This is a genomic window from Micromonospora sp. SYSU B005 (assembly GCF_055362685.1).
In genome coordinates this window covers 312,031-335,320 of the sequence record NZ_JAXCFU010000004.1, presented here as the reverse complement: position 1 = coordinate 335,320, position 23,290 = coordinate 312,031, and the positions used below count along the sequence as shown (strand labels likewise).

General features: G+C 73.7%; 22 protein-coding genes. 4 read left to right on the top strand and 18 right to left on the bottom strand.

All coding sequences use genetic code 11. The features are described 5' to 3' along the window. Positions 1-26: 26 nt before the first annotated feature. From rny to SM452_RS13095, 7 genes are all read right to left on the bottom strand, one after another. Complete coding sequence (gene rny, locus SM452_RS13125) at positions 27-1,793, bottom strand: ribonuclease Y (protein ID WP_463839994.1); 1,767 nt, start codon at positions 1,791-1,793, stop codon at positions 27-29. Between the two features lie 881 nt (positions 1,794-2,674). Beyond that, positions 2,675-3,379, bottom strand: coding sequence for a 3-keto-5-aminohexanoate cleavage protein (locus tag SM452_RS13120; protein WP_463839993.1), 705 nt, complete (start codon positions 3,377-3,379; stop codon positions 2,675-2,677). A 50-nt stretch (positions 3,380-3,429) separates the two neighbouring features. Next, complete coding sequence (locus tag SM452_RS13115) at positions 3,430-4,122, bottom strand: regulatory protein RecX (RefSeq protein WP_355507047.1); 693 nt, start codon at positions 4,120-4,122, stop codon at positions 3,430-3,432. Between the two features lie 11 nt (positions 4,123-4,133). After that, complete coding sequence (gene recA / locus SM452_RS13110; protein WP_013284729.1) at positions 4,134-5,183, bottom strand: recombinase RecA; 1,050 nt, start codon at positions 5,181-5,183, stop codon at positions 4,134-4,136. Between the two features lie 185 nt (positions 5,184-5,368). Next, complete coding sequence (locus SM452_RS13105) at positions 5,369-5,569, bottom strand: DUF3046 domain-containing protein (protein ID WP_030504158.1); 201 nt, start codon at positions 5,567-5,569, stop codon at positions 5,369-5,371. A gap of 4 nt (positions 5,570-5,573) precedes the next feature. Then, positions 5,574-6,872: an MFS transporter gene (locus SM452_RS13100; RefSeq protein WP_463839992.1), complete on the bottom strand. Its 1,299-nt coding sequence runs from the start codon at positions 6,870-6,872 to the stop codon at positions 5,574-5,576. A 69-nt stretch (positions 6,873-6,941) separates the two neighbouring features. After that, on the bottom strand, positions 6,942-8,084 hold the full coding sequence (locus SM452_RS13095; RefSeq protein WP_463839991.1) for an acyl-CoA dehydrogenase family protein: 1,143 nt from the start codon (positions 8,082-8,084) through the stop codon (positions 6,942-6,944). A gap of 85 nt (positions 8,085-8,169) precedes the next feature. Here SM452_RS13095 and SM452_RS13090 point away from each other — a divergent pair, with 85 nt between their 5' ends. Both SM452_RS13090 and SM452_RS13085 read left to right on the top strand, forming a co-directional pair. Further along, a complete protein-coding gene (locus SM452_RS13090; protein ID WP_355507037.1) occupies positions 8,170-8,826 on the top strand; it encodes a 4a-hydroxytetrahydrobiopterin dehydratase in 657 nt (218 codons plus the stop codon). A gap of 44 nt (positions 8,827-8,870) precedes the next feature. Next, on the top strand, positions 8,871-9,218 hold the full coding sequence (locus SM452_RS13085; RefSeq protein WP_355507034.1) for a nuclear transport factor 2 family protein: 348 nt from the start codon (positions 8,871-8,873) through the stop codon (positions 9,216-9,218). Here the strand turns inward: SM452_RS13085 and SM452_RS13080 are convergent. Both SM452_RS13080 and SM452_RS13075 read right to left on the bottom strand, forming a co-directional pair. Further along, entirely contained in the window at positions 9,208-9,909 is a 702-nt protein-coding gene (locus SM452_RS13080; RefSeq protein ID WP_262013588.1) for a UdgX family uracil-DNA binding protein, read from the bottom strand. The two genes, SM452_RS13085 and SM452_RS13080, sit on opposite strands and share 11 nt — an antisense overlap. Before the next feature lie 80 nt (positions 9,910-9,989). Continuing rightward, positions 9,990-11,327, bottom strand: a complete 1,338-nt coding sequence (locus SM452_RS13075) for an aminotransferase class I/II-fold pyridoxal phosphate-dependent enzyme (RefSeq protein ID WP_463839990.1) — start codon at positions 11,325-11,327, stop codon at positions 9,990-9,992. Positions 11,328-11,365: 38 nt separating this feature from the next. Here SM452_RS13075 and SM452_RS13070 point away from each other — a divergent pair, with 38 nt between their 5' ends. Next, positions 11,366-12,613 (top strand): bifunctional pyridoxamine 5'-phosphate oxidase family protein/GNAT family N-acetyltransferase, encoded by a 1,248-nt coding sequence (locus SM452_RS13070; protein ID WP_463839989.1) that lies wholly within the window; start codon positions 11,366-11,368, stop codon positions 12,611-12,613. After that, positions 12,610-13,272 carry a leucine efflux protein LeuE gene (leuE, locus tag SM452_RS13065; protein ID WP_262013591.1) on the top strand — a complete coding sequence of 221 codons (663 nt, stop codon included), beginning with the start codon at positions 12,610-12,612 and terminating at the stop codon, positions 13,270-13,272. The genes SM452_RS13070 and leuE overlap by 4 nt, the downstream gene beginning before the upstream one ends. Positions 13,273-13,285: 13 nt before the next feature. On the opposite strand, the gene SM452_RS13060 is transcribed toward leuE, so the two are convergent. The 9 genes from SM452_RS13060 to SM452_RS13020 form a co-directional block, all read right to left on the bottom strand. Then, positions 13,286-14,215 carry a sporulation protein gene (locus SM452_RS13060; protein ID WP_355507024.1) on the bottom strand — a complete coding sequence of 310 codons (930 nt, stop codon included), beginning with the start codon at positions 14,213-14,215 and terminating at the stop codon, positions 13,286-13,288. Between the two features lie 101 nt (positions 14,216-14,316). After that, entirely contained in the window at positions 14,317-15,381 is a 1,065-nt protein-coding gene (locus SM452_RS13055) for a hemolysin family protein (RefSeq protein WP_262013593.1), read from the bottom strand. Continuing rightward, positions 15,378-16,733 carry a hemolysin family protein gene (locus SM452_RS13050; RefSeq protein WP_262013594.1) on the bottom strand — a complete coding sequence of 452 codons (1,356 nt, stop codon included), beginning with the start codon at positions 16,731-16,733 and terminating at the stop codon, positions 15,378-15,380. Before SM452_RS13050 ends, SM452_RS13055 begins: the two co-directional genes overlap by 4 nt. 163 nt (positions 16,734-16,896) lie before the next feature. After that, positions 16,897-17,229 (bottom strand): monovalent cation/H(+) antiporter subunit G, encoded by a 333-nt coding sequence (mnhG, locus tag SM452_RS13045; RefSeq protein WP_262013595.1) that lies wholly within the window; start codon positions 17,227-17,229, stop codon positions 16,897-16,899. Between the two features lie 123 nt (positions 17,230-17,352). After that, positions 17,353-17,616 (bottom strand): MrpF/PhaF family protein, encoded by a 264-nt coding sequence (locus tag SM452_RS13040; RefSeq protein WP_013284715.1) that lies wholly within the window; start codon positions 17,614-17,616, stop codon positions 17,353-17,355. Then, positions 17,613-18,263 carry a Na+/H+ antiporter subunit E gene (locus SM452_RS13035; protein ID WP_463839988.1) on the bottom strand — a complete coding sequence of 217 codons (651 nt, stop codon included), beginning with the start codon at positions 18,261-18,263 and terminating at the stop codon, positions 17,613-17,615. The genes SM452_RS13040 and SM452_RS13035 overlap by 4 nt, the downstream gene beginning before the upstream one ends. Continuing rightward, a complete protein-coding gene (locus SM452_RS13030) occupies positions 18,260-19,765 on the bottom strand; it encodes a Na+/H+ antiporter subunit D (protein WP_262013597.1) in 1,506 nt (501 codons plus the stop codon). The genes SM452_RS13035 and SM452_RS13030 overlap by 4 nt, the downstream gene beginning before the upstream one ends. After that, positions 19,762-20,244 (bottom strand): Na(+)/H(+) antiporter subunit C, encoded by a 483-nt coding sequence (locus tag SM452_RS13025; RefSeq protein WP_047894325.1) that lies wholly within the window; start codon positions 20,242-20,244, stop codon positions 19,762-19,764. The genes SM452_RS13030 and SM452_RS13025 overlap by 4 nt, the downstream gene beginning before the upstream one ends. Before the next feature lie 55 nt (positions 20,245-20,299). Beyond that, complete coding sequence (locus tag SM452_RS13020) at positions 20,300-23,134, bottom strand: Na+/H+ antiporter subunit A (RefSeq protein ID WP_262013598.1); 2,835 nt, start codon at positions 23,132-23,134, stop codon at positions 20,300-20,302. Between the last annotated feature and the right edge of the window lie 156 nt (positions 23,135-23,290).

Genomic DNA, 23,290 nt, shown 5'->3' with positions numbered 1-23,290 from the left:
CCCGTTCTCCGTTGTCCGCCCGCCGCTCAGCGGGCGATCTCGGTGACCCGCGACTCGCGCACCACTGTCACCCGGATCTGACCCGGGTAGGTCAGCTCCTCCTCGATCTGCTTGGCCACGTCCCGGGCCAGCACCGCCGCGCCGATGTCGTCCACGTCGTCCGGCTTGACCATCACCCGGATCTCCCGGCCCGCCTGCATGGCGAAGACCTTCTCCACGCCCAGCTTGCCGGCCGCGATCTCCTCGATCCGCTCCAGCCGCTTGACGTACGCCTCGAGGCTCTCCCGCCGCGCACCCGGCCGCCCGCCCGAGCAGGCATCAGACGCCTGGGTCAGCACCGCCTCGATGGTCTGCGGCGGCACCTCGTTGTGGTGCGCCTCGATGGCGTGCACCACGTCCTCGCTCTCGCCGTACTTGCGGGCCACGTCCGCGCCGATGATCGCGTGGCTGCCCTCGACCTCGTGGGTGAGCGCCTTGCCGATGTCGTGCAGGAACGCGCACCGCTTGATCGTCGGCACGTCCAGCCGCAGCTCGGCGGCCATCACCCCGGCGATGTGCGCGGTCTCCACCAGGTGCTTGAGCACGTTCTGCCCGTACGACGTGCGGTAGCGCAACCGGCCCAGCAGCGTGACCAGCTCCGGGTGGATCTCGGTGATGCCGACCTCGACCAGCGCGTCCTCGGCGGCCCGGAGGCACAGCTCCTCGACCTCCTGCCGGGCCAGGTCGTAGACCTCCTCGATCCGGTGCGGGTGGATCCGGCCGTCCAGCACCAGCTTCTCCAGCGTGACCCGGCCGACCTCGCGGCGTACCGGGTCGAAGCAGGACAGCAGCACCGCCTCGGGCGTGTCGTCGATGATCAGGTTGACGCCGGTGACCGACTCGAAGGCGCGGATGTTGCGCCCCTCGCGGCCGATGATGCGCCCCTTCATCTCGTCGCCGGGCAGGTGCAGCACGCTGACCACGCTCTCCGCGGTCTGCTCGCTGGCGACCCGCTGGATGGCGTCCACGACGATGTTGCGGGCACGCTGCTCGGCGCTGCCCCGGGCGTCCGCCTCGATCTCCCGGACCAGCAGCGCGGCCTCCCGCTTCGCCTGCCCCTCGATCGACTCGACAAGCTCGGCGCGGGCCGCGTCGGCGGTCAGGCCGGCCACCCGCTCCAGCTCCCGGCGGCGCTGCTCCTCCACCTCGGTCAGCACCCGCTCGCGCTCGGCCAGGGCGGCCTCCCGGGCGGCGAGCGCCGCGGTGGCGGCGGTGAGCTGCCGTTCCCGCTCGGCCAGCCGCTCCACCTCCTCGGTGTGCAGCCGCTCCCGCTCGTCCATCCGGGCGGCGCGGCGTTCCACCTCGGCCGCCTGCTCCCGGGTGGTGGCGGCCAGCACCGCCACCTCCCGCTCGCCGCTGCGCCGTGCCGCGGCGCGCAACTGCTCGGCGTCCGCCTCGGCCTGCTTGTGCGCGCGCTCCAGCACCGTGTCGGCCTCGGCGCGGGCGTCGTCGAGCACCCGCCGCGCCTCGGCCCGCGCCGCCTTCGCCTCCGCCTTGGCGGCGGCCGCCTCGGCCCGCGCCGCGGAGGCAGCGGACTTCGCCACGTCGATGGTGCTGTTCACCTCGTCGGCGGCCGTCCGCAACGCCGCGAGGGACTGCTCCTGCCGGTCCTTCTCCGCGATGAACGCCGGGTCCTCCGGCGCGGGCGCCAGGCTGAGCCGCTTGAGGGTACGCACGCCGAACAGCACGGCGCCGACCACCACCACGACCAGCAGCAGCACGACCAGGAGGAGGACGATGTCGAAGGCGCTCATCGAGCCGCTCCGCACCGGTACGCGGGCACACTCGCCCGCCGATGCCCGGTAGCCGGGTTGTCGCCCGCCGATGCGGGTTCGGGGCCGTGTGGCAGACCGCCGGTGAACCTGTGCCGCCCTGCCATGGCCGCCTCCCCCTGAAACGTCGGCGCCGCAGGACACGCGCGAAGGACACGCGCCTGCGGCTCTGGACGCCCGACCGGAGCGGCTGGCTGTGGGCAGCTTTCCGTCGGCGGTGTCCCTCATGGGGCACCGCTGGCGGCCGGTTGCAGTTGTCGGAGGCTGCGAAAGGTTCCGGAGCTTCCGTCAAGGGCCGGTGTAGCTGGCCAAAGTGATGCTGTTCTGTTACGAGATCTATGTTGTGCGCTTAGCCTGCGCTGGTCGGGCAAAGTGAGCCTGTATGGCGAGGCTAGGTCGCGAGGGGCCGTTCGGTCAAGGAGTCATGATCAAACCACCCGGACGGAGAGAAGTTGCGGCGTCACTCAGTGGTGATCAGATGCCGGACAGGCCCGGACAAACCCCGCCCTCCGGCGCCACTGCTCGCCGCTCCCGACCTGCTCAGGCCCCCTCCCCCATCGACGCCGCCCGCCACTCGCCCACACGATCAAGGAGTTGACGTCACTCCACGGGCCTTCGGGTGACACAAACCCCTTGATCACCGCGCTGGGCCACCCGGCCCGTCGCAGGCACGTGAGGGCACCCCCACCCCCCTCCCCGCACGATCATGAGGTTGACGGGCGTGATCATGAAGTTGGCCTGGACAAAACGGACGGGAGGTGCCGTCAACTTCATGATCGACCGGACTGGAGCGAGCGGGAGCGAGCGGGGGCGGGGGCGGGGGCGGGCGGGGTGGGCCGGGTGGGTGGGGTGGGCGGGGTGGGTCAGGGAGCGGCGGTGGTGCGGGCTGTGGTTACCAGGGTGGTGTTGTCGGGGGTCTGGGTGCCGTCGGGCAGCAGCAGCGTGTCCTCCAAGCCGATCCGGGTGTGCAGACCCCGCCGGACTGCCTCCGCGTACACCGGCCAGGTGGCCGGGCCCTCGCCGTGCAGCAGCACCGGCGGGTGCCCGTCGGGCAGCGCGGCGAGGATCGACGCCGCGTCGGCGAGAGCCGTCTCGACCTGCTCGGCCATGCACTCGACGAGGACCCGCCCGGCGGGCGCGGACCAGCCGCGCCAGGCGTCGACCGCCGCCGGCGTCCACAGGCCGGCCTCGACCATCACGCCGCGCTCGTGCAGGGCGGCGGCGACCTCGGCCGCCCCGGGTTCGTGGGCGTTGACCGAGGCGAAGTCGGGCAGCACCGTCCAGGCACGGACGGCGGCGACCCGCACGGCCGGGTCGGGGACGATCCAGGCGCCGGTGCTCACGCCGACCGGCAGGCCGGGACGGGCGGCCCGGATGGCGGTGACCGCAGCGGCGATCACCGCCGGGTCGAGCGACTCGACTCCGGCCTCGTCGCGCGGGTGCACGTGCACCGCCGCCACCCCGGCGGCCGCGCAGCGCACCGCGTCGGCGGCCAGTTCGGCCGGGGTGAGCGGCACGGCGGGGTGCTCGTCCCGGCGTCGGGTGCCGTTGAGACACGCCTTCAGCACGGTGTGCGCCTCCCCTCGGGACGGCGACCGCGACACCGGCCGCCGGTCGGTCAGTCGAGCCGGCGGGAGTCGAGGTCGTGCTCGGCGTCGGCCAGCGCGTCCGCGTCGATGTGCTCGGCGAACTCGGCCGCCTCGGCGCTCTGCGCGGCGAGCGCGTCCTTCACCGCCCGGATCGCCACCCCGGCCGGGTAGCCCTTGCGCGCCAGCATGCCGACCAGGCGCCGGAACACCGCGTCCGGCTCGCCCCTGGCGGTGCGCAGCTTGCGGTCCACCAGGGCACGGGCGGTCTGCGCCTCGGTCTCGTCGTCCAGCCCGTCCAGTGCCGCGCCGGCCACCTCGCCGTCGACGCCGCGCTGGCGCAGCTCGTTGGCGAGCGCCCGGCGGGCCAGCCCGCGGCCGTTGTGCCGGCTGCTCACCCAGGCGCGGGCGAAGGCGGCGTCGTCGACGATGCCGACCTCGTCGTACCGGTCGAGGACCTGCTCGGCGACCTCCTCGGAGATGCCGCGCCGGGCCAACGCGCCGGCCAGCTCGGCCCGGGTGCGCGGGCGCACCGCGAGCTGCCGCAGGCAGATCTCCCGGGCCACCTCGGCCTCGTCGCGCGGCGGAGCCGGAGCCTCCCCTGCATCGGGCTCCGCCGCGCGATCACGGCGTCCCCGGCGAGGCCGGGGCGTACCTGTGGCGTCGCCCGTACGGGGTGGGCCGGCATCCCAGCCCCGGCCCGTACGGGCGCGTCGTCCTGCCACGGGTCAGCGGATCAGAAGTCGACCGGCGGCAGTTCCGGGCCACCGGCGGCGTCACCGGCACCACCGGTGCCGACGCCGAGCTTCTCCAGGATCTTCTTCTCGATCTCGGCCGCCACGTCCGGGTTCTCGCGGAGGAACTCGCGGGCCTTCTCCTTGCCCTGGCCGAGCTGGTCACCGTCGTAGGTGTACCAGGCGCCGGACTTGCGGATGATCGCCTGCTCCACGCCGACGTCGATCAGCGAGCCCTCGCGGGAGATGCCCTTGCCGTACATGATGTCGAACTCGGCCTGCTTGAACGGCGCGGCGACCTTGTTCTTCACGACCTTGACCCGGGTGCGGTTACCGACCACGTCGGTGCCGTCCTTGAGGCTCTCGATGCGGCGCACGTCGAGCCGGACCGAGGCGTAGAACTTCAGCGCCCGGCCACCGGTGGTGGTCTCCGGGCTGCCGAACATCACGCCGATCTTCTCGCGGAGCTGGTTGATGAAGATCGCGGTGGTGCCGGTGTTGTTGAGCACACCGGTGATCTTCCGCAGCGCCTGGCTCATCAGCCGGGCCTGGAGACCGACGTGGCTGTCGCCCATCTCGCCCTCGATCTCGGCGCGCGGCACCAGGGCCGCCACCGAGTCGATCACGATGATGTCGATCGCGCCGGAGCGCACCAGCATGTCGGCGATCTCCAGCGCCTGCTCGCCGGTGTCCGGCTGGGAGACCAGCAGGGCGTCGGTGTCGACGCCGAGGGCCCGTGCGTACTCCGGGTCGAGCGCGTGCTCCGCGTCGATGAACGCGGCGATGCCGCCGGCCCGCTGGGCGTTCGCCACCGCGTGCAGCGCGACGGTGGTCTTACCGCTGGACTCCGGACCGTAGATCTCGACCACCCGGCCGCGGGGCAGACCGCCCACGCCGAGCGCCACGTCGAGCGCGATGGAGCCGGTCGGGATGACAGCCGTCTGCACGACGGGCCGCTCCCCCAGCCGCATCACCGAACCCTTGCCGAATTGCTTGTCGATCTGAGCGAGAGCAAGGTCGAGCGCCTTCTCCCGGTCAGGCCCTGCTGCCATCGTTGCCACCCCTGCCTTCGCCGGCGTCTTTCCTGAGCTTCGCGTCACGCGGGACACGCTAGGCGCTGGGTCCGACAGAAAACCAGCCGACGGGCCGTGAGCTGTGGACGAGCACCCCGCTGTGGACAATAGCCGAACAGGTGTACGACTGGGCAAGCGACACGCGGGATCGATGAAAAGGCTGCTCAGCGTAGTCGGGCGGGCACCCGGTCGGGATACGCGGCGACCACGGCACGCCAGACCACGTGCGTTTGCTCACCGGCCGCGAGCGCCTGCTCGATGGTCCGCCCGCCGAGCTGGGACAGCACCTGGTCCCTGGCGATGCTGGCCGCGTAGCCGGGCCCGAACGCCTCCTCCAGCCGCGTCCAGAAGTCGGTCAGCCGCACGTGTTCAGTCCTCCTCGTCGAGTGGTGCCGTGCCGGTACGGCGCAGTGCCAGCGCCACCAGCGGCACCACCGCGATCGCCGCCAGCAGGGTGAGCGTCGGGTACCCCACGGCCCGCATGACGAACCCGCTCGCCGCCGCCGCACCCGCCCCGGCCAGCCCCATGAGCAGATCGGACAGGCCCTGCACGCCGGGCCGGTCGGCGGTGGGCACCGACTCCGACAGCAGCGTCGAGCCCGCCACCATCGTGCCCGACCAGCCCAGCCCGAGCAGCGTCAGCCCCACCGACAGCAGCGGTGTGCTGTGCCCCGCGGTGCCGGAGACCGCGCACGCGGCCAGCAGCAGCGCGACCCCGCCGAGGATCACCGGCCGCCGGCCGAACCGGTCGGTGAGCCACCCCACCACCGGCGACAGCGCGTACATGCCGGCGATGTGCAGGCTCAGCACCAGGCCGACCACCGGCAGGACGTCCGCGTCGGAGTGCCACTCGCCGAGGTGCACCGGGGTCATCGACATCACCGCGACCATCACCAGGTGCCCCACCGCGACAGCGGCGATGCCGAGGCGGGCGGCCGGCCGCCCGCGTACCGTGCGCCACGCGGCGGCCATGCCACCGCGGCGGGCGACAGCCGGTGCGGCGCCCACCGCCGGCTCGGCCGCCGTCAGCCGGCGCGCGGTGAGCAGCGGGTCCGGCCGGAGCAGGACCAGGAGTACGACGGCGGTGAGCGTGAACGCGACGGCGCTGAAGGCGAACGGGCCGGCCAGCGCCGGCAGGCCCCAGCCACGGGTGGTCTCGTCGGCGAGCGCGGCGAAGTTCGGCGCGGCCACCGCGCCGATGGTGGTGGCCCACACGACCAGCGAGAGCTGCCGTCCCCGGCGGTGCGGCTCGGCCAGGTCCACCGCCGTGTAGCGGGCCTGGAGGTTGGCCGCCGTGCCGCCGCCGAACAGCAGCATGCCGACGAAGAGCAGCGGCACCAGGCGCGTCGCGGTGGCGACCACCACCAGCACGCCGCCGACCGCGCCGACCGCGTACGCGAGGACCAGCCCCGGCCGCCGGCCACGCGCGGTCATGAGCCGGGTGACCGGGATGGCGAGCAGCGCGGCGCCGACCACACCGGCGCTCTGCGCCAGCCCGGCCAGGGCGGTGCCGGCGACCCGGGCGGCGAGCAACGCGCCGACCGAGATGCCGATGGTGACGCCGATGCCGCCGATGATCTGGGTGAGGAACAGCAGCCGGACGGTACGCCGCTGGATGCCGGCGACGTCGGGCCGGGGCGGGGCCGGCGCGGTCAGGTCGGTGGACATGCGGCGCTCCTGGTGGGGACGGGTGCCCCATCCTCCCGCACCGGCCCGCCCGGCCGGCACCCGGTTTCGCTACAGGCCGAGGCCCCGGCCGATGATCTCCTTCATGATCTCGGTGGTGCCGCCGTAGATGGTCTGCACCCGGCTGTCCAGCCACGCCTTGGCCACCGGGTACTCCGCCATGAAGCCGTAGCCGCCGTGCAACTGCACGCACCGGTCGGCCACCTTGGTCTGCAACTCGGTGGTCCACCACTTGGCCTTCGCGGCGTCGGTCACCGACAGGCGGCCGGCGTTGAACTCGGCGATGCAGTGGTTGACGAAGGTCCGCGCGATGGTGACCTCGGTGTCCAGCTCGGCCAGCAGGAACCGGTTGTGCTGGAACCGGCCGATCGGCCGGCCGAACGCCTCCCGGGAGCGGGCGTACTCGATGGTGAGCGCGAGCAGCTTCTCGCAGGCCGCCACCGCTGCCACGGCGATGCTGAGCCGTTCCCGGGGCAGGTTGGCCATCAGGTGGTAGAAGCCGTGGTTCTCGGTGCCGATCAGGTTCTCCGCCGGCACCCGGCAGTCGTCGAAGAACAGCTCGGCGGTGTCGTTGGCCTTCAATCCGACCTTCGCCAGGCGACGGCCCCGGCTGAAGCCCGGCGTGCCGCTCTCCACCACGACCAGGCTCACCCCGTGCGCGCCCTGCTCGGGCGCGGTCTTGACCACCACGACCACCAGGTCGGCCATCTCACCGTTCGTGATGAACGTCTTCTGCCCGTTGAGGACCAGGCTGTCGCCGTCGCGGACCGCGCTGGTGCGGATGCCGGCCAGGTCGCTGCCCGCGCCCGGCTCGCTCATCGCGATCGCGGTGACCAGGTCGCCGGAGCAGAAGCCCGGCAACCACCGCTTGCGCTGGTCGCCGGTGGTCAGCTCGGTCAGGTACGGCGCGACCACGTCGTTGTGCAGGCCGAACCCCAGACCCGAGCACCCGGACGCGACGACCTCCTCGTCCAGCACCGCGTTGAACCGGAAGTCGCGCTGCCCGCCGCCGCCGTACTCGGGGTCGACGTCCGGGCCGAGCAGCCCGGCCGCGCCGGCGGACCGCCAGACCTCCCGGTCGACGATCCCGTCGGCCTCCCAGCGTTCGTGGTGCGGCACCGCCTCCCGGGTCAGGAACCGGCGGCACAGGTCGCGGAACTCGTCGTGGACGGGCTCGTAGAGATGCTGCTCCATGTCGGCAAGTCTGGCACCGCTCAGCCGCCCCGGACAGGGGTGAGCGGGGCTGGTCCGCCGCCGCGCGGTGGACCAGGATGGCCGGATGAGCACACTCACGGGGAAGCAGGTCGCCGAGGCCGGGCTGGACGGGTGGACGTACCTGCTGGGGGCGTTGCAGACGCGCATCCGTACCCCCGATTTCGCGGCCGGACTGGCGCTGGTGGCCGCGGTCGGCGCGGAGGCCGAGCGGGTCGATCATCATCCCGATCTGGACCTGCGCTACACCCATGTGGACGTGCGGCTGTGGTCGCACGACGCGGGTGGCGTGACCCAGCGTGACCTGCGGCTGGCCCGGACGATCGCGGCCCTGGCCGCGGACGCCGGGCTGACCCTGTCGGCCGCCGGGCTGGCCCGCCTGGAACTCGCGCTGGACACCCCGGAGCACGCGGCGGTGCTGCCGTTCTGGCGGGCGGTCCTGACCTGGCAGTCGCCGGACGGCCGGGGCCCGGACGACGACGAGGTACGCGACCCGGACGGCGTGCTGCCGACGGTCTGGTTCCAGCGCTCCGGCCTCGACGAGCCCCGGCAGCGGTGGCACCCGGACGTGTGGGTCGACCCGGCCGAGGTGGAGGCGCGCATCGCGGCGGCGCTGGCGGCGGGCGGGACGCTGGTCAGCGACGCGGAGGCGCCGAGCTTCTGGGTGCTCGCCGACCCGGACGGCAACCGGGTCTGCCTCTGCACCTGGCAGCAGCGCCCCTGAGACCGGGGCAGCGGCGCGCGCGGCCCGGCGCTAGCGTGCCCGATGTGGACGCACACGCGCTGATCGAGGAGTTCAACGCGGCCTGGCTGCGGGGTGACCTGGCCGCGGTGTCGGCCTGCCTGGCCGAGGACGTCACCTACTGCCCGAACGCCTGGGACGGGCCGGCCGGCACGGTACGGGGCCGGGCGGCGGTGGCCGAGGTCTTCGCCGGGCAGCTCGGTCCCGGCGACGGTCCGGCACTCGGCGCGGTCTGGGCCACCGGCGACCGCGCCGTCTGCGAGTGGGCCTGGCCGCCGGCCGAGGACGGCACCGTGCTTCGCGGGCTGGACGTCTACCGGGTCCGGGACGGGCGAATCGTCGCCAAGGACGTGTTCGGCAAGATCACTTCTTGAGCGCCTTGGCGGCCACCTTCAGGTCGGCGACCAGGCCCTCGTACGCCACGTCCTGGTTGTCGGCGCGCAGCACCGCGGACGGATGGATGGTGGCGAGCAGCCGGGCCGCCGGGGCGTCGGCGACAGCGCCCGTCCGGTCGACCGGCACGCGCTCGAAGTCCTCCGGGTGCTGCGCGGCGGCGGGCCAGGGCAGCAGCTCGCCGCGCTGCTTCGTCACCCGGAAGCTCGGGCCGAGCAGCGCCTTGGCGGCGGTGGCGCCGAGCACCACCACGATCTCCGGACGCAGCCGGGCGAACTCGGCGACCAGCCAAGGCCGGCAAGCGGTGACGTGCACGCGGTCCGGGGTCTGGTGGATGCGCCGCCTGCCGCGCAGCTCGAAGCGGAAGTGCTTCACGGCGTTCGTCAGGTAGATCTGGGCGGGGTCGAGCGCCGCGTCGTCGACGGCCTTGCGCAGCAGCCGCCCGGCCGGCCCGACGAACGGCAGCCCTTTCTGGTCCTCGATGTCGCCCGGCTGCTCGCCGACGAAGACCACCCGCGCGTGCTCGTCGCCGCGGCCGAAGACGGTCTGGGTGGCCTCCCGGTACAGCTCACAGCCCCGGCAGTCGCCCGCCGCGGCGCGTAGTTCGTCGATGGTGTCCGCCGACGGCGGGATGAACTCCTGTGCTCCGGGTGCGCTCTCGGTCTCGGCCATGCCGATCGTTCTACCCCGTCCGGCGGTGCGCACGCGAGCGGCCCGCCGCGCTGTCCGGAGGTGTTGAGAAGGGGCCCTTCCTATACCGAATGCGTTAGGAGGGGGCCCTTCCTTCCCGCGGTGAGGGCGTCGGCGAGCGCCGGGATGTCGGCCTCGTCCAGCGCGCCCACCGAGACGCGCACGGCGGGGGCGGCGGCGATCCGGTACAGGCCGCCGGGGGCGAGCGACCACCCGGCGTCGCGCAACGTCGTGATCGCCACCGTCTCGTCGGGCACCGGCACCCAGACGTTGATCCCGGTACGCCCGTGCGCGACCGTCCCGCGCGCGGCGAGCGCGGCCACCAGCCCGTCGCGCCGCCTGTCGTAGCTGTCCGCCGCGCGCCGGACCAGCTCGGCGGTGGCCGGGTCGCGCCACAGCGACACGACCAGGCGTTGCAGCACCGTGGAGACCCAGCCGGCGCCGACCCGCGCCCGCCCGGCCACCCGGGCCACTGTGGCCTCGTCGCCGGTCAGCACCGCGAGCCGCAGGTCGGGCCCGTAGGGCTTGCTCACCGACCGGACGAAGGCCCACGCCGGGGTCGCCCCGGCGAGCGGGTGCAGGGGTACGCGGGCCAGCTCGGCGGCGTGGTCGTCCTCGATCAGCAGCAGGTCGGCCCGGCCGGCGAGCAGCGTCCGCAGCGCGCCGGCCCGGTCGGCGGAGACGGCGGCGCCGGTCGGGTTCTGCGCCCGGCTGGTCACCACGAGCGCCCGGACTCCGGCGGTGAGCGCCGCCCGGACGCCGCCGACGGTGGGGCCCTCGTCGTCCACCGGCACCCCGACGGTACGCAGCCCGAGCGCGGCGATCAGGTCGAGCAGGTTGGCCCAGCCCGGGTCCTCCACCGCCACCGCGTCGCCGGGGCGCAGGTGGGCGGCGAGCAGCCGTTCGATGCCGTCGAGCGCGCCGCCGGTGACGGTCAGCTCACCGGCCGGCACGCGATCGGCGGCGAGCCGGTCCCGGGCCAGGGCGGCCAGCTCGGGCAGCACGGCGTCGGTCGCGTACCCACCGGGGGGTCCGATCTCGGTGGCGAGCGCTGCCAGGTGCGGGCCGAGCGGGGGCAGCAGCCGGGGGTCGGGCTGGCCGGCGGAGAGGTCACGGCCGCCGGGCAGCGGCGGGGGCAGCAACGCGGCGCGGCGACCGGCGACCGGCGGGCGGGGGCGGACCCGGGTGCCGTGCCGGCCGGCGGTCGCCACCAGGCCGCGTTGCCGCAGTTCCTGGTACGCCTTCGCGACGGTGGCCGGGCTGACGTCCAGCTCGGCGGCGAGCGCACGGACGGCGGGCAGGGCGTCGCCGGGGGCGAGATCGCCGGTGCGGATGCCGGATTCGACGCTTGCCGAAATCGCGGCGGACGTCGAGCCGGTCACCTGATATTGTGCTGCCACAGTTCCGACATTGTACTAGAACAAAGGTGGGATGTCACGTGTACGCCCCGACCGAACGCACCACCGCCACCCGCACCCGCGACCGGATGCACTACGACCGGGCCACCGCGCACGCGCTGCTCGACGAGGCGTACCACTGCGCGCTGTCGTTCACGGTGGACGGTGAGCCGCGCATCCTGCCGACCCTGCACGTGCGCATCGGCGACACCCTCTACCTGCACGGATCCACCGGCAGCCGGCCGCTGCTCGCCGCCCGGGGCGAGGCCGGGCTGAGGGTCTGCGTCGCCGTCACCCACCTCGACGGGCTGATCTACGCCCGCTCCCAGTTCCACCACAGCGCCAACTACCGGTCGGTGGTGGCGCACGGCACCGCCCACCTGGTCGACGACGCCGGCGAGAAGGCGGCGGTGCTGACCGCGCTGGTGGAGAAGGTCGCCGCCGGCCGGTCCGCCGACAGCCGCCCGCCGAACCGGCGCGAACTGGCCGAGACCGCCGTGCTGGCGCTGCCGCTGCGCGAGGTGTCGGTACGGATGCGCACCGGCGGCGTCAACGACGAGCCGGCCGACGAGGCGCTGCCGTACTGGGCCGGTGTGGTGCCGCTGCGGCTCACGCCGGGCCGCCCCGAACCCGCACCCGGGGTGAACGCGCCGGTGCCGGCGTACCTGCGCCCGGCCCGCTCGCCGTGGCACGAGCCGGCGGTGCTGCGCGGCGAGCACGTCGTGCTGGAGCCGCTCGACCTCGCCCACGCCGACGAGCTGTACGCCGCCACCGCCGACCCGCAGGTGTGGCGGCACCTGGGCGGTACGCAGCCGGCCGACGCCGCCGAGATGCGCCGGGTGGTCGCCGCCTACCTGGACGCCCAGGAACGCGGCGAGCAGGTGTGCTGGACGCAGCGCTGTGCCGTCACCGGCGCGGTGATCGGCACGACCTCCTACTACGAGATCGACCCGGTCCGCCGGTCGCTGGCGATCGGCTACACCTGGCTGGGCCGCCCCTGGTGGCGTACCGGCGTCAACACCGAGGCGAAGCTGCTGCTGCTGGGCCGGGCCTTCGACGACCTCGACGCCGTCCGCGTGGTCTGGCACACCGACATCCGCAACGACCGCTCGCAGCGGGCCATCGAACGGCTCGGCGCGAGCCGCGAGGGCGTGCTGCGGCAGCACAAGCAGCGTGCCGACGGCTCCTGGCGGGACACCGTGCAGTACTCGATGCTCGCGCAGGAGTGGCCGAACGCACAGGTCAGCCTGCGGGAAAGGCTTCGCCCGACGGCGGGCGCGGCGTCATGATGTCCGGCGTGCTGGGGATCACCGACATCTGGACGTACGTGCTGGGCACCGTGGCGATCGTGCTGCTGCCCGGCCCCAACTCGCTCTTCGTGCTGGCCACCGCCGCCCGCCGGGGCGTGGCCACCGGCTACCGGGCCGCCGCCGGGGTGTTCGTCGGCGACGCGGTGCTGATGGTGCTCTCCGCCGCCGGTGTGGCCTCGCTGCTCCAGGCGTATCCCCCGCTCTACCTGGTGATCAAGTACGCCGGGGCGGCGTACCTCGGGTATCTCGGGCTGGCCATGCTGCGCGGCGCGTGGCGGCGCTGGCGCGACCGCAACGACCCGGCCACGCCGCGCCTGATCGACGAGGTGGAGCCGGCGGAACAGCGGGAGCCGTTCCGGCGGGCGCTGGTGATCAGCCTGCTCAACCCGAAGGCGATCCTGTTCTTCGTCTCGTTCTTCATCCAGTTCGTCGACCCCCGGTACGCGTGGCCGGCGCTGTCGTTCCTGCTGCTCGGGCTGATCGCGCAGGTCGCCAGCGCGATCTACCTGACCGTGCTGATCTTCACCGGCACGTACCTGGCGGCCCAGTTCCGGCAGCGCCGCCGGCTCGCCGCGAGCGGCACGACTGCCGTCGCGGTGCTGTTCCTCGGCTTCAGTTTGAAGCTCGCCGCCGGCTGACCGGCGGCGCCGGTCACGTCCCGTCGCCGCCTCCGCCGCCACCGCCGATGCCCGCGCCGCCGGCCGTACCCCCGAGGCCGTAACCGGGCGCGACCGGACGGTCGGGCGGGCGGCTGACGTGCGCCGACTCGCGGATCGTGGCCGACCAGTCGGCGTGTGCGGCGGCGGCCGCGTGCCTGTCGATGGCGTGCCGCAGCCAGCCGTCCACAGTGGCCACCCAGTCGCGCTCGTCGGCACCGGCGTGCCAGACCCGGAACCGGCTGATGCTCTGGTGGGTGATCCCGGCCAGGGAGAGCCGCCGGTCCAGCCAGAGCAGCACCTCCATGCCGGCCGAGTCGGTCAGCATGATCATTTCGAGTTCGGTCATCGGGCCGGCGTAGAGCGGGGCGGCCCAGAAGCCGTACCACTGCTGGAACGGCAGCGTCTGCTCCACCCCCGGCAGCCGTCCCTCGCGCAGCCCGGCCTGCCGGATCGCGAAGCCGAGCGTGTCCAGTGCGGCGAGCACGTGCTCCTGGGTGGGCAGCGGGTGGATCAGCACCGGCACCATCGCGCCCTGGTCCACCTCCGGATCCACCGACACCTCGGTGCGCAGCCCGGTACGCAGGCTCAGCAACGGCACCCCGCCGTACGTGGTCACCGGCGACTCCCACGGCAGCGGCACGGCGAACTCGACGGCCCGCCGCCGTCCGGCCGGCACCACGAACCGTCCCGCGATCGTCCACGTCTGGAACTGCACCAGGCGGCGCGGCGCCTCCGGGTCCTCCGGTTCGACCTGGGTGACCAGCCCGAGCCGGATGTGCCGGACCGGTACGTCCGAGCCGCCGGCGGCGAGCGTCACCCGGCCCGGCAGGCGCAGGCCCGGCCGGGTGCTCGGGTTGGGCAGCGTGGTGCTCACCGAGAGCCCGGTCCAGGCGGAGTCCCGCGACACCCCGGTCAACCGCATGCCGGGGCTTTCCCGCTGCCCGCCCGGCCATGCCCCGCCGGAACGACGCCGGCCCGGCGAGGTGGTCTCCCACCTCGCCGGGCCGGTACGGATCACGACGGTCAGCGCATCCGGCGGCCTCGCGGCACCGGGTCGGTCTCGTCGTCGAACTCGCCGATGACCTCCTCCAGGAGGTCCTCCAGCGCGACGAACCCGATCGGCCGGGTCGGCCCGCCACCGTTGCTCACCAGCGCGAGCTGCGCCTGCCGTGCCCGCATGGCGGCCACCGCCTCGGTCACCGACGCCTCGGCCGGCAGCGTGAAGGCGCTGGTCATCAGCTCCTCCGCGGTCGCCGGGCGGCCGGTGGTGACGGCGCGCACCGCCTCGCGTACGTGCACCAGGCCGCACACCTCACCACCGGTGTCGACCACGGCGAGCCGGGACCGGCCGCTGTCGCGGGAGACGTGCTCGATCCGCTCGGCGGTCTCACTCCGGCCCACCGTGACGATCCGGTCGAACGGCTCCATCACCTGGGCGACCGTGGTGCCCTGGAGTTCCAGCATGCTGGTCAGCAGCTGGTGCTGCTCGGCGCCGAGCAGCCCGTGTTCCCGGGACTGCTCCAGCAGGATGCGCAGCTCGTCCGGGCCGTGCACCTGGGCGAGCTGGTCCTGCTGCTGCACCCCGAACAGGCGCAGCATCGCGTTCGCGAGCCCGTTGAGCAGGGACAGCACGGGCCGGGCGATCCGGGCGAACGCCCGGAACGGCAGCGCCAGCAGCATCGCCGACCGCTCCGCGTCGGTGATCGCCCACGACTTCGGGGCCATCTCGCCGACCACCAGGTGCAGGAACGTCACGAGCGACAGCGCGAACACCAGCGCCACCACGTGGCTGACCGCCTCGGGCAGGCCGACCGCGTGCAGCAGCGGGCTGAGCAGGTGCTCGATGGCCGGTTCGGCCAGCGCGCCCAGACCCAGCGTGCACAGCGTGATGCCGAGCTGCGCGCCGGCCAGCATCAGACTCAGCTCGCGGACGCCGTCCAGCGCCGCGCGGGCCGCCCGGCCGCCACCGGCGGCCGCCTGTTCGAGGCGGTACCGCTTGGAGGCGACGAGCGCGAACTCGGCGGCCACGAAGAACCCGTTGAGCGCCAGCAGCACCACGGAGAAGAACAACGCGAATCCGGGGCTCATGCGGAACCCTCCCCGGACACCGAGGCGGCGGGCCGCAGCCGCACCGAGTCGGCCACGTGCCGGTCCACCGCCAGCACCTCGACCAGCACCCGCGGGCCGCCGGCCGGCTCGTCGCCGTCCGCGGCGACCGGGATCTCCAGCCGGTCACCGACCTCGGGCACCCGGCCCAGCTCCCGCATCACCAGACCGGAGAGCGTGTCGTACTCGGGCGCCTCGGGCAGTTCGATGCCGGTGCTGTCGGCGACCTCGTCGATGCGCCAGCGCGCCGGGACCACCCAGGAGCCGTCCTCCTGCCGCGCCGCGGCCCGGTCCGGCGGGTCGTCCTCGTCGCGGATCGGCCCGACCAGTTCCTCGGCCAGGTCCTCCAGCGTGATCACGCCGGCGAAGCCGCCGTACTCGTCGACCACGCAGGCGAGTTGCCGGTGCCCGGACCGCAGGCGGTCCAGCACCGTCGGCAGCGGCAGCGTCTCGGGCACCAGCAACGGGGGTACGGCCACCGCGTCGACCCGGGTGGTCGCGCGCTGCGCCGGGGGCACCCCGAGCACGTCGGCGATGCCGACCACGCCGACCAGGTCGTCGACGCCCTCGGCGCCGCTCACCGGGAACCGGGAGTGGCCGGTGTCCAGCAGCTCGACGATCCGGCTGACCGGCTCGTCGGCCCGGATGGTGTGCACGTCGACGCGCGGCACCATCGCCTCCCCGGCGGTCAGCTCCCGGAAGTCCAGACCCCGGTCCAGCAGGTCGGACATCTCGGCGTCGAGGTGCCCCTCCTCCCGGGACTCGGCGATGATCTGTTCCAGGTCCTGCGGGGTGGCGCCGCTGGGCAGCTCCTCGATCGGCTCGATGCCGATGCGGCGGAGCAGCCGTACGGCGGCCCGGTCGAACAGCGTGATCAGCGGACCGGCGATCTTCAGGTAGATCAGGGTGGACCGGGACAGCGCCCGGGCGAGCGGCACGGCCCGCGCGATGGCCAGGTTCTTCGGGGCCAGCTCACCCAGGACCATCTGCACGACGGTGGCGATGACCAGGGCGAGCGCCACCGACAACGGCAGCGTGACCGCGCTGGACAGCCCGGCCAGGCCGAGCAGGTCGGCCAGCCCGGCGCCGAGGAACGGCTCGGCGACGTAACCGACGAGCAGGGCGGTCACGGTGATGCCGAGCTGGGCGCCGGACAGCATGAAGGAGAGCCGCCCGGTCACCTCCAGGGCCCGGGCCGCGGCACGGTCGCCACCGTCGGCGAGCTGCTTGAGCTTGCCACGGTCCACGGCGACGTAACCGAACTCCTGGGCCACGAAGTAACCGGTGGCGGCGGTGAGGACGGTGATGAGAAGGAGACCGACGAGGATCAACACGGGAGGTTCAGGGCTCCCGGGGTCGTCGGGGAAGGAATTCGCCGGGTATTACCCGGCCGGCTACTGCTGCCCTCCGGGGCAGGAGAGTCGATCATGCGGCCCATTTTATCGGTACCCGCTGGACGTTCGCTGAGGGTGCCGGGAAGCCTCCCGCACGTCCGGTTCAGCGTCCGGCCAGCTCGTCGGCGTCCAGCAGCGTCCGGTCGACCCGCCCGGAGCGGTACGCGGCCCGGCCGATCATCTGCGCGGCCACCGGCGCGGTGGAGAGCTGGAAGATCGCCACCAGGACCAGCATGCCCAGGTCCGACGGGGTACGCAGACGCAGCGCCAGCCCGGCCAGCAACAGCAGGACGCCCAGCACCTGCGGCTTGGTGGCCGCGTGCATCCGGTCCAGCACGTCCGGGAAGCGCACCAGCCCGATGCCGGCGACCAGGGCCAGCACCGCACCGGCCAGCAGCAGCACCCCACCCACCCAGTCCGCGACCGCGCCGGCCATCAGGCTGAGCCTCCTTTCGTTCGCGACTGCGGGGCTCGCAGAACCGGCTCACTCCTCGCGCTCACAGGGAGCCTCCTTTCGTTCGCGACTGCGGGGCTCGCAAAACCGGCTCACTCCTCGCGCTCACGCTTCAGCCCGGACCGCGAAGCGCACCAGCGACACCGACCCGATGAAGCCGAGCAGCGAGAGCACCACCAGCACGGGCAGCGTGGTGGCGTGCCGGTTCACGGCGGCCTCCGCCCCCACCGCGGCGAGCATCGCCGACAGCAGCAGGTCGGCGCCGACGACCCGGTCGAGCAGGGACGGGCCCCGGTAGATCCGGGCCAGGGCGAGCAGCGCGGTGGCCGAGAGCAGCACGGTCAACGCGACGGCGAGCAGGACTGTCACGGGTGGTTCCTCCGTTCGTCGGGTGCGAGGTCGAGCCGGCGTACCTCGTCGGGAGATCCGATGGCGCGGACGATGCGCCGTTCGACGGCGAGCACCCGCTCGCGGCTGCCGGTGATGTCCTCGGGTCCGCGCACGTCGAGCACGTGCACGTAGAGCACGCCCGCGGCCCGGTCGACGTCGAGGATCAGCGTGCCCGGCACCAGCGAGATCACCTCGGCGGTGAGCGCGAGGTTGAGGTCGGTGCGCACGCGCAGCGGCACCGCGATGATCGCGCCGCGCGGGCGGTAGCCGAGACGCAGCGCCACGGCTGCCACGTGCACGCTGGCGCTGACCAGTTCCGCGACGAACGTCGCCGCGAACACCAGCAGCGCGCGGGGGCGTACCCGGCCGCCGAAGGTGACCGGCGGCAGCGGGAAGAACAGCAGCACGGCCACGCCGACCACCAGTCCGGCGATCACGTTGCCCAGGGAGACGTCGCCCCACAGCAGCAGCCAGGCGGCGACCAGCCAGCCGAGTGCCAGCGCCTGGTCCCGCCGCCGCCCGCCCCGCCCGACGGTCGCCGTCGGCGCGTCCGGGGCGGGCGCCGCACGGGATACGCCGGCGGGCTCACCGGTCGCGCCTCCGCCCGGGGGCAGGTCGTCGGTCACGGCACGTCCCGGGGCAGGACCGCCCGCACGTACGGGGTGCGCTCGCGCAGGTCGGTGGCCGCGTCGGCGGTGACCTGGAACAGCGGCCCGGCCACCAACGTGAACAGCACACCGAGCGCGACCAGGGCGGTGGTGGCCCCGACCATCAGTCCGGGCAGCCGGGCCGGCGGGGTGGTGGTGGCCAGCCGGGGCTCCCGCCAGAACGCGATGTTCCACACCCGGGAGGCCGCGTAGAGCGTGAGCAGGCTGGTCAGCGTACCGGCCGCGACCAGCACCGTGGGCAGCGTCCCGCCCGCTGCGACGCCCGCCTGGAGCAGCCCGAGCTTGCCGAGGAAGCCGGAGAACGGCGGGATGCCGGCGAGGTTCATCGCGGGGACGAAGAAGAGCACGCCGAGCATCGGGGCGATCCGGGCCAGGCCGCCGATGCGGCGCAGGTCGGTGCTGCCCGCGCGTTCCTCGACCAGGCCGGCGACCAGGAACAGCGTGGTCTGGATGGTGATGTGGTGCACCACGTAGAAGATCGCCCCGGACAGGCCGGCGACGGTGCTCAGCGCCACCCCGAAGATCATGTAGCCGATGTGGCTGACCAGCGTGAAGGACAGCAGCCGCTTCAGGTCCGACTGGGCCACCGCGCCGAGGATGCCGACCACCATGGTCAGCCCGGCCACCACCATCAGCAGCGTGGCGACCTGGCCGCCGGGGAACAGCAGCGTCTCGGTGCGGATGATCGCGTACACGCCGACCTTGGTGAGCAGGCCGGCGAAGACCGCCGTCACCGGCGCGGGCGCGGTCGGGTAGCTGTCCGGCAGCCACGCCGACAGCGGGAACACCGCCGCCTTGATCCCGAACGCGAGCAGCAGCATCAGTTGCAGGGTCAGGCGTACGCCCGACGGCAGCGCGTCCAGCCGACCGGCGAGCTGGGCCATGTTCAGCGTGCCGGTGGCCGCGTACACCAGCCCCACCGCGGACAGGAACAGCAGCGACGACAGGATGCTGACCACCACGTACGTCGATCCGGTCCGCAACCGCACCTCGGTGCCGCCCAGCGTGATCAGCACGAAGCTCGCGGCCAGCAGGATCTCGAAGCCGACGAACAGGTTGAACAGGTCCCCGGCCAGGAAGGCGTTCGTCACGCCCGCGGTGAGCACCAGGTACGTGGGGTGGTAGATGTTCACCGGCGCGGTCTCCCCGGTCTCCCCCCGGCCCTGGCCGATCGAGTAGAGCAGGACGCACAGCGTCACCGCCGAGGAGACGAGCACCATCAGCGCCGCCAGCTGGTCGGCGACCAGCACGATGCCCACCGGCGCCGGCCAGCCGCCCACCTGCACCACCACCGGCCCGAACCGGTACGCCTGCACCAGCAGCACCGCCGCCACCACCAGGACGCTGGACAGGCAGAGGACGCTTATCGACCGTTGCAGGCGGGGCCGGCCGGACAGCACGAGGGTGAGCGCCGCGCCGAGCAGCGGCACCACCACCGGCAGCGGCACCAGGGCGCTCATTGGGCTTCCCCGTCCCGGCGCAACCGCCGGCGGGCCGGCTCCGGGTCCACCTGCTCCGGGTCGTCGTCCGGGCCCTCACCGCCGAGGTCCGCGGTGGACACCTCGTTGCTCTCGGCGAGCCGGACGATCTGCCGGTCCTCCAGGTCGTCCTGCACCTCGTCGTCGCCGCTGGTGTACCAGCTCCGGTACGCGACAGCGAGCAGGAACGCGGTCAGCCCGAACGTGATCACCACGGCGGTGAGCACCATGGCCTGCGGCAGCGCGTCGCTCATCTCCCGCTGCGGGGCGGTACCGACCAGCGGAGCGGCGCCGGACCGCCCGCCCAGCAGGATGAGCAGGTTCACGCCGTTGCCGAGCAGGATGATGCCGAGCAGGATCCGGGTCAGGCTGCGTTCCAGCAGCAGCGTGACACCGGCGGCGACGAGCACCCCGACCGCCAGCACCAGCACCAGCGTCGGCCCGGCCGCCCCGCGCGTCACTGAGCCACCTCTGTTCGCGACTGCGGGGCTCGCAAACCCGGCTCACTCCTCGCGCTCACGACTGGCCCTCGCGCTGGATGACCAGGCCGCGCCCCGCCTCGCCCGCCGCCTCCACGTGCCGGTCCACCTCGGCGCCCAGGCTGCGCAGGATGTCCAGCACCAGCCCGACCACCACCAGGTAGACGCCGATGTCGAAGAACAGGGACGTGACCAGGTAGAAGTCACCGACCAGCGGCAGCCACAGGTTGACCTTGATGCTCTGGAGCACCTCGCCGGTGAGCGCCAGGCCGAGCACGCCGCTGCCGACCGAGATGCCCAGACCCGCGCCGAGCACCGTGCCGGCCCCGACCGGCGCCGCCTCGGCCAGCTCGTACCGGCCGCCGGCCAGGTACCGCAGGGCCAGCGCGAGGCCGGCCACGAGCCCGCCAGCGAAGCCGCCACCGGGGGCGTTGTGCCCGGAGAAGAGCAGGAACAGCGAGAAGATCAGGACGGTGTGGAAGATCAGCCGGGTGACCACCTCGAACACGATCGACCGCCGCCGTTCCGGCAGCGTCTGCCCACCGCGCAGCCACACCGTGCGCCGGTCGCCGGCGCGCAGTGCGGCCGGTGGGGGACGGCGGGGACGCGGCCCGGTGCGGGACCGCTCGTAGATCAGGCTGGCCACGCCGGTCGCGGTGACCACGAGCACCGAGATCTCCCCCATCGTGTCCCAGGCCCGGATGTCGACCAGCGTCACGTTCACGACGTTGCGGCCGTACCCCTCGATCAGGGCCAGGTCCGGGAAGTCGGCGGAGATCGACGGCGCTCGCCGCGCCCCGGCCGCGGCCAGCGCCAGACCGGCCATCACCACACCGGTGGCGATCCCGATACCGCGGCGGACCCAGCGGCTGCGGCGCAGCGGACGGGCCGAGAACCGCTCCGGCAGCCGACGCAGCACCAGCACGAACACGGCGATCGTCGCGGTCTCCACCAGGAACTGGGTCAGTGCCACGTCCGGCGCGCCGTAGAGGACGAACATCATCGCGGTGCCGTAGCCGGTCACGCCGACGAGCAGCATCGCGGTGAGCCGGCGGCGCGCGCCGACCGCGAGCAGCGCGGCCACCGCGATCACCACGCAGACCACGAGCTGGGCCGGGTTGTCCCAGGTCGCCAGGTCGACCCGCCACGGCGCGGTCGCGATCATCGCCCCGCCCGGCACGAACACCAGCACGAGCAGCACGGTGCCGAGGTACTGCGGCAACGACCCGCGCTGGGTGGCGCCGGTGACCTCGATGGCGAGCCGGTCGAAGGCGTGCGTCACCCACTCGTACCCCTGGTTGCCGCCCACCGGCGAGCGCAGCCGGGCCAGCGCGGGCGCCAGCGGGCCGCGGACCAGGTGCAGCACCACACCGCCGGCCAGCACGAGGGCGGACAGGCCGAGCGCCGCCGTGGGGCCGTGCCAGAGCGCCAGGTGCTCCTCGACCGGCCCGAACAGCTCGGCGTACGGCTCGAACAGGCCGCTCAGCCACCCGGCCGCCGGGCCGGCGGCGAGCCCGGCCACGGCGAGCAGCGCCGGGGGTACGAGCATCGCGGCGGGCGGCCGGGCCAGCTCGGTGTCCGGCGTGCCGGGCCGGGTGCCGAACGCGCCCCAGAGGAACCGGATGCTGTACGCGACGGTGAGCGCGCTGCCCACCACCAGCACGGTCAGCACCAGCGGATCACCGGTGAACGCGGCGAGCGCCGCCTCCTTCCCGACGAACCCGAGCAGCGGCGGCACCCCGGCCATCGAGGCGGCGGCCAGCGTGGCGACGACGGCCAGCACCGGCGCGGTCCGCCTGACCCCGGACAGCTCCCGCAGGTCACGGGTGCCGGCCTCGTGGTCGAGGATGCCGACGACCAGGAACAGCGCCGCCTTGAACAGGGCGTGTGCCGCCAGCATCGCCACCCCGGCCAGCGCCGCCTTCGGGGTGCCCGCGCCGAACACCACGGTGAGCAGACCGAGCTGGCTGACCGTCCCGTACGCCAGCAGCAGCTTCAGGTCGGTCTGCCGCAGCGCCGCCCACCCGCCGATGACGAGCGTGACCAGGCCGGCGACCACGGTGACCGGCCGCCACCCGTCGACCGGGGCGAGCACCGGGCCGAGCAGTCCGATGAGGAAGATGCCGGCCTTCACCATCGCCGCCGCGTGCAGGTACGCGCTCACCGGCGTCGGGGCGGCCATCGCCACCGGCAGCCAGGCGTTGAACGGGAACACCGCGGACTTCGCCAGTGCCCCGGCGAGGATGAGCAGCACCGCGACGACCAGGTACCCGCCGCCGGGCAGCGGCGCCGAGGCCACCGCCGACCACCGGTAGCCGCCGGCGTGGTGGCCGAGCAGCAGGAACCCGACGAGCATGGCGAGCCCGCCCAGCGTGGTCACTGTCAGCGCCTGCGCGGCGGCCCACCGGCTGGACCGGCGCTCGGTGCTGTGCCCGATGAGCAGGTACGAGAAGACGGTGGTCAGTTCCCAGAAGACGTAGAGCAGCAGCAGGTCGTCGGAGACGACGAGGCCGAGCATCGCCCCGGCGAAGGCGACCATGACGGCGGCGAACCGGGCCAGCCCGATGGACCCGGGCGGGAAGTAGCGGGCGGAGTAGACCAGCACGAGCGCGCCGACGCCGCCGACGAGCAGCAGCATCAGCCAGGACAACGTCGTGACGCGCAGCGCCACGTCGAGCTGGAGCTGCGAGATCCACTGGTACGTCTCGACCACTTCGCCGCCGTCGCGTACCGCTCCGGTGTGCGCCGCCGCCCAGACCGCTGTGGCGGCCGGGGCGAGCGCGAGCAGCAGGCAGGCGCGCGGACCCCACCGGCGGACCAGCAGCGGGGCGAGCAGCGCCGCCACCAGGTGCACGATCAGCAGGACGAGCACGCGTACTCCCGGTCGAGGTGACAGCGCGCGAACACGCTGGTGTCACAACCGATCACACGCCACAGAGGCACCGAACCGGGCGGTTTTCCCCAAAACCCACCCTTACCCCACCCGGCCACCCGGCGTGCAGCCGCCCCATCGCCCGGTGATCAAGGA

What these genes read in the sequence shown, in the direction of transcription:
- SM452_RS13090 (WP_355507037.1), top strand. Translation starts at nt 8,170, where the DNA reads ATGAGCACACTCACGGGGAAGCAGGTCGCCGAGGCCGGGCTGGACGGG.
- leuE (WP_262013591.1), top strand. Translation starts at nt 12,610, where the DNA reads ATGATGTCCGGCGTGCTGGGGATCACCGACATCTGGACGTACGTGCTG.
- SM452_RS13100 (WP_463839992.1), bottom strand. Translation starts at nt 6,872, where the DNA reads ATGTCCACCGACCTGACCGCGCCGGCCCCGCCCCGGCCCGACGTCGCC.
- SM452_RS13055 (WP_262013593.1), bottom strand. Translation starts at nt 15,381, where the DNA reads ATGAGCCCCGGATTCGCGTTGTTCTTCTCCGTGGTGCTGCTGGCGCTC.
- SM452_RS13060 (WP_355507024.1), bottom strand. Translation starts at nt 14,215, where the DNA reads ATGCGGTTGACCGGGGTGTCGCGGGACTCCGCCTGGACCGGGCTCTCG.
- SM452_RS13030 (WP_262013597.1), bottom strand. Translation starts at nt 19,765, where the DNA reads ATGAGCGCCCTGGTGCCGCTGCCGGTGGTGGTGCCGCTGCTCGGCGCG.
- SM452_RS13095 (WP_463839991.1), bottom strand. Translation starts at nt 8,084, where the DNA reads ATGGAGCAGCATCTCTACGAGCCCGTCCACGACGAGTTCCGCGACCTG.
- SM452_RS13080 (WP_262013588.1), bottom strand. Translation starts at nt 9,909, where the DNA reads ATGGCCGAGACCGAGAGCGCACCCGGAGCACAGGAGTTCATCCCGCCG.
- rny (WP_463839994.1), bottom strand. Translation starts at nt 1,793, where the DNA reads ATGAGCGCCTTCGACATCGTCCTCCTCCTGGTCGTGCTGCTGCTGGTC.
- recA (WP_013284729.1), bottom strand. Translation starts at nt 5,183, where the DNA reads ATGGCAGCAGGGCCTGACCGGGAGAAGGCGCTCGACCTTGCTCTCGCT.
- mnhG (WP_262013595.1), bottom strand. Translation starts at nt 17,229, where the DNA reads ATGGCCGGCGCGGTCGCGGACTGGGTGGGTGGGGTGCTGCTGCTGGCC.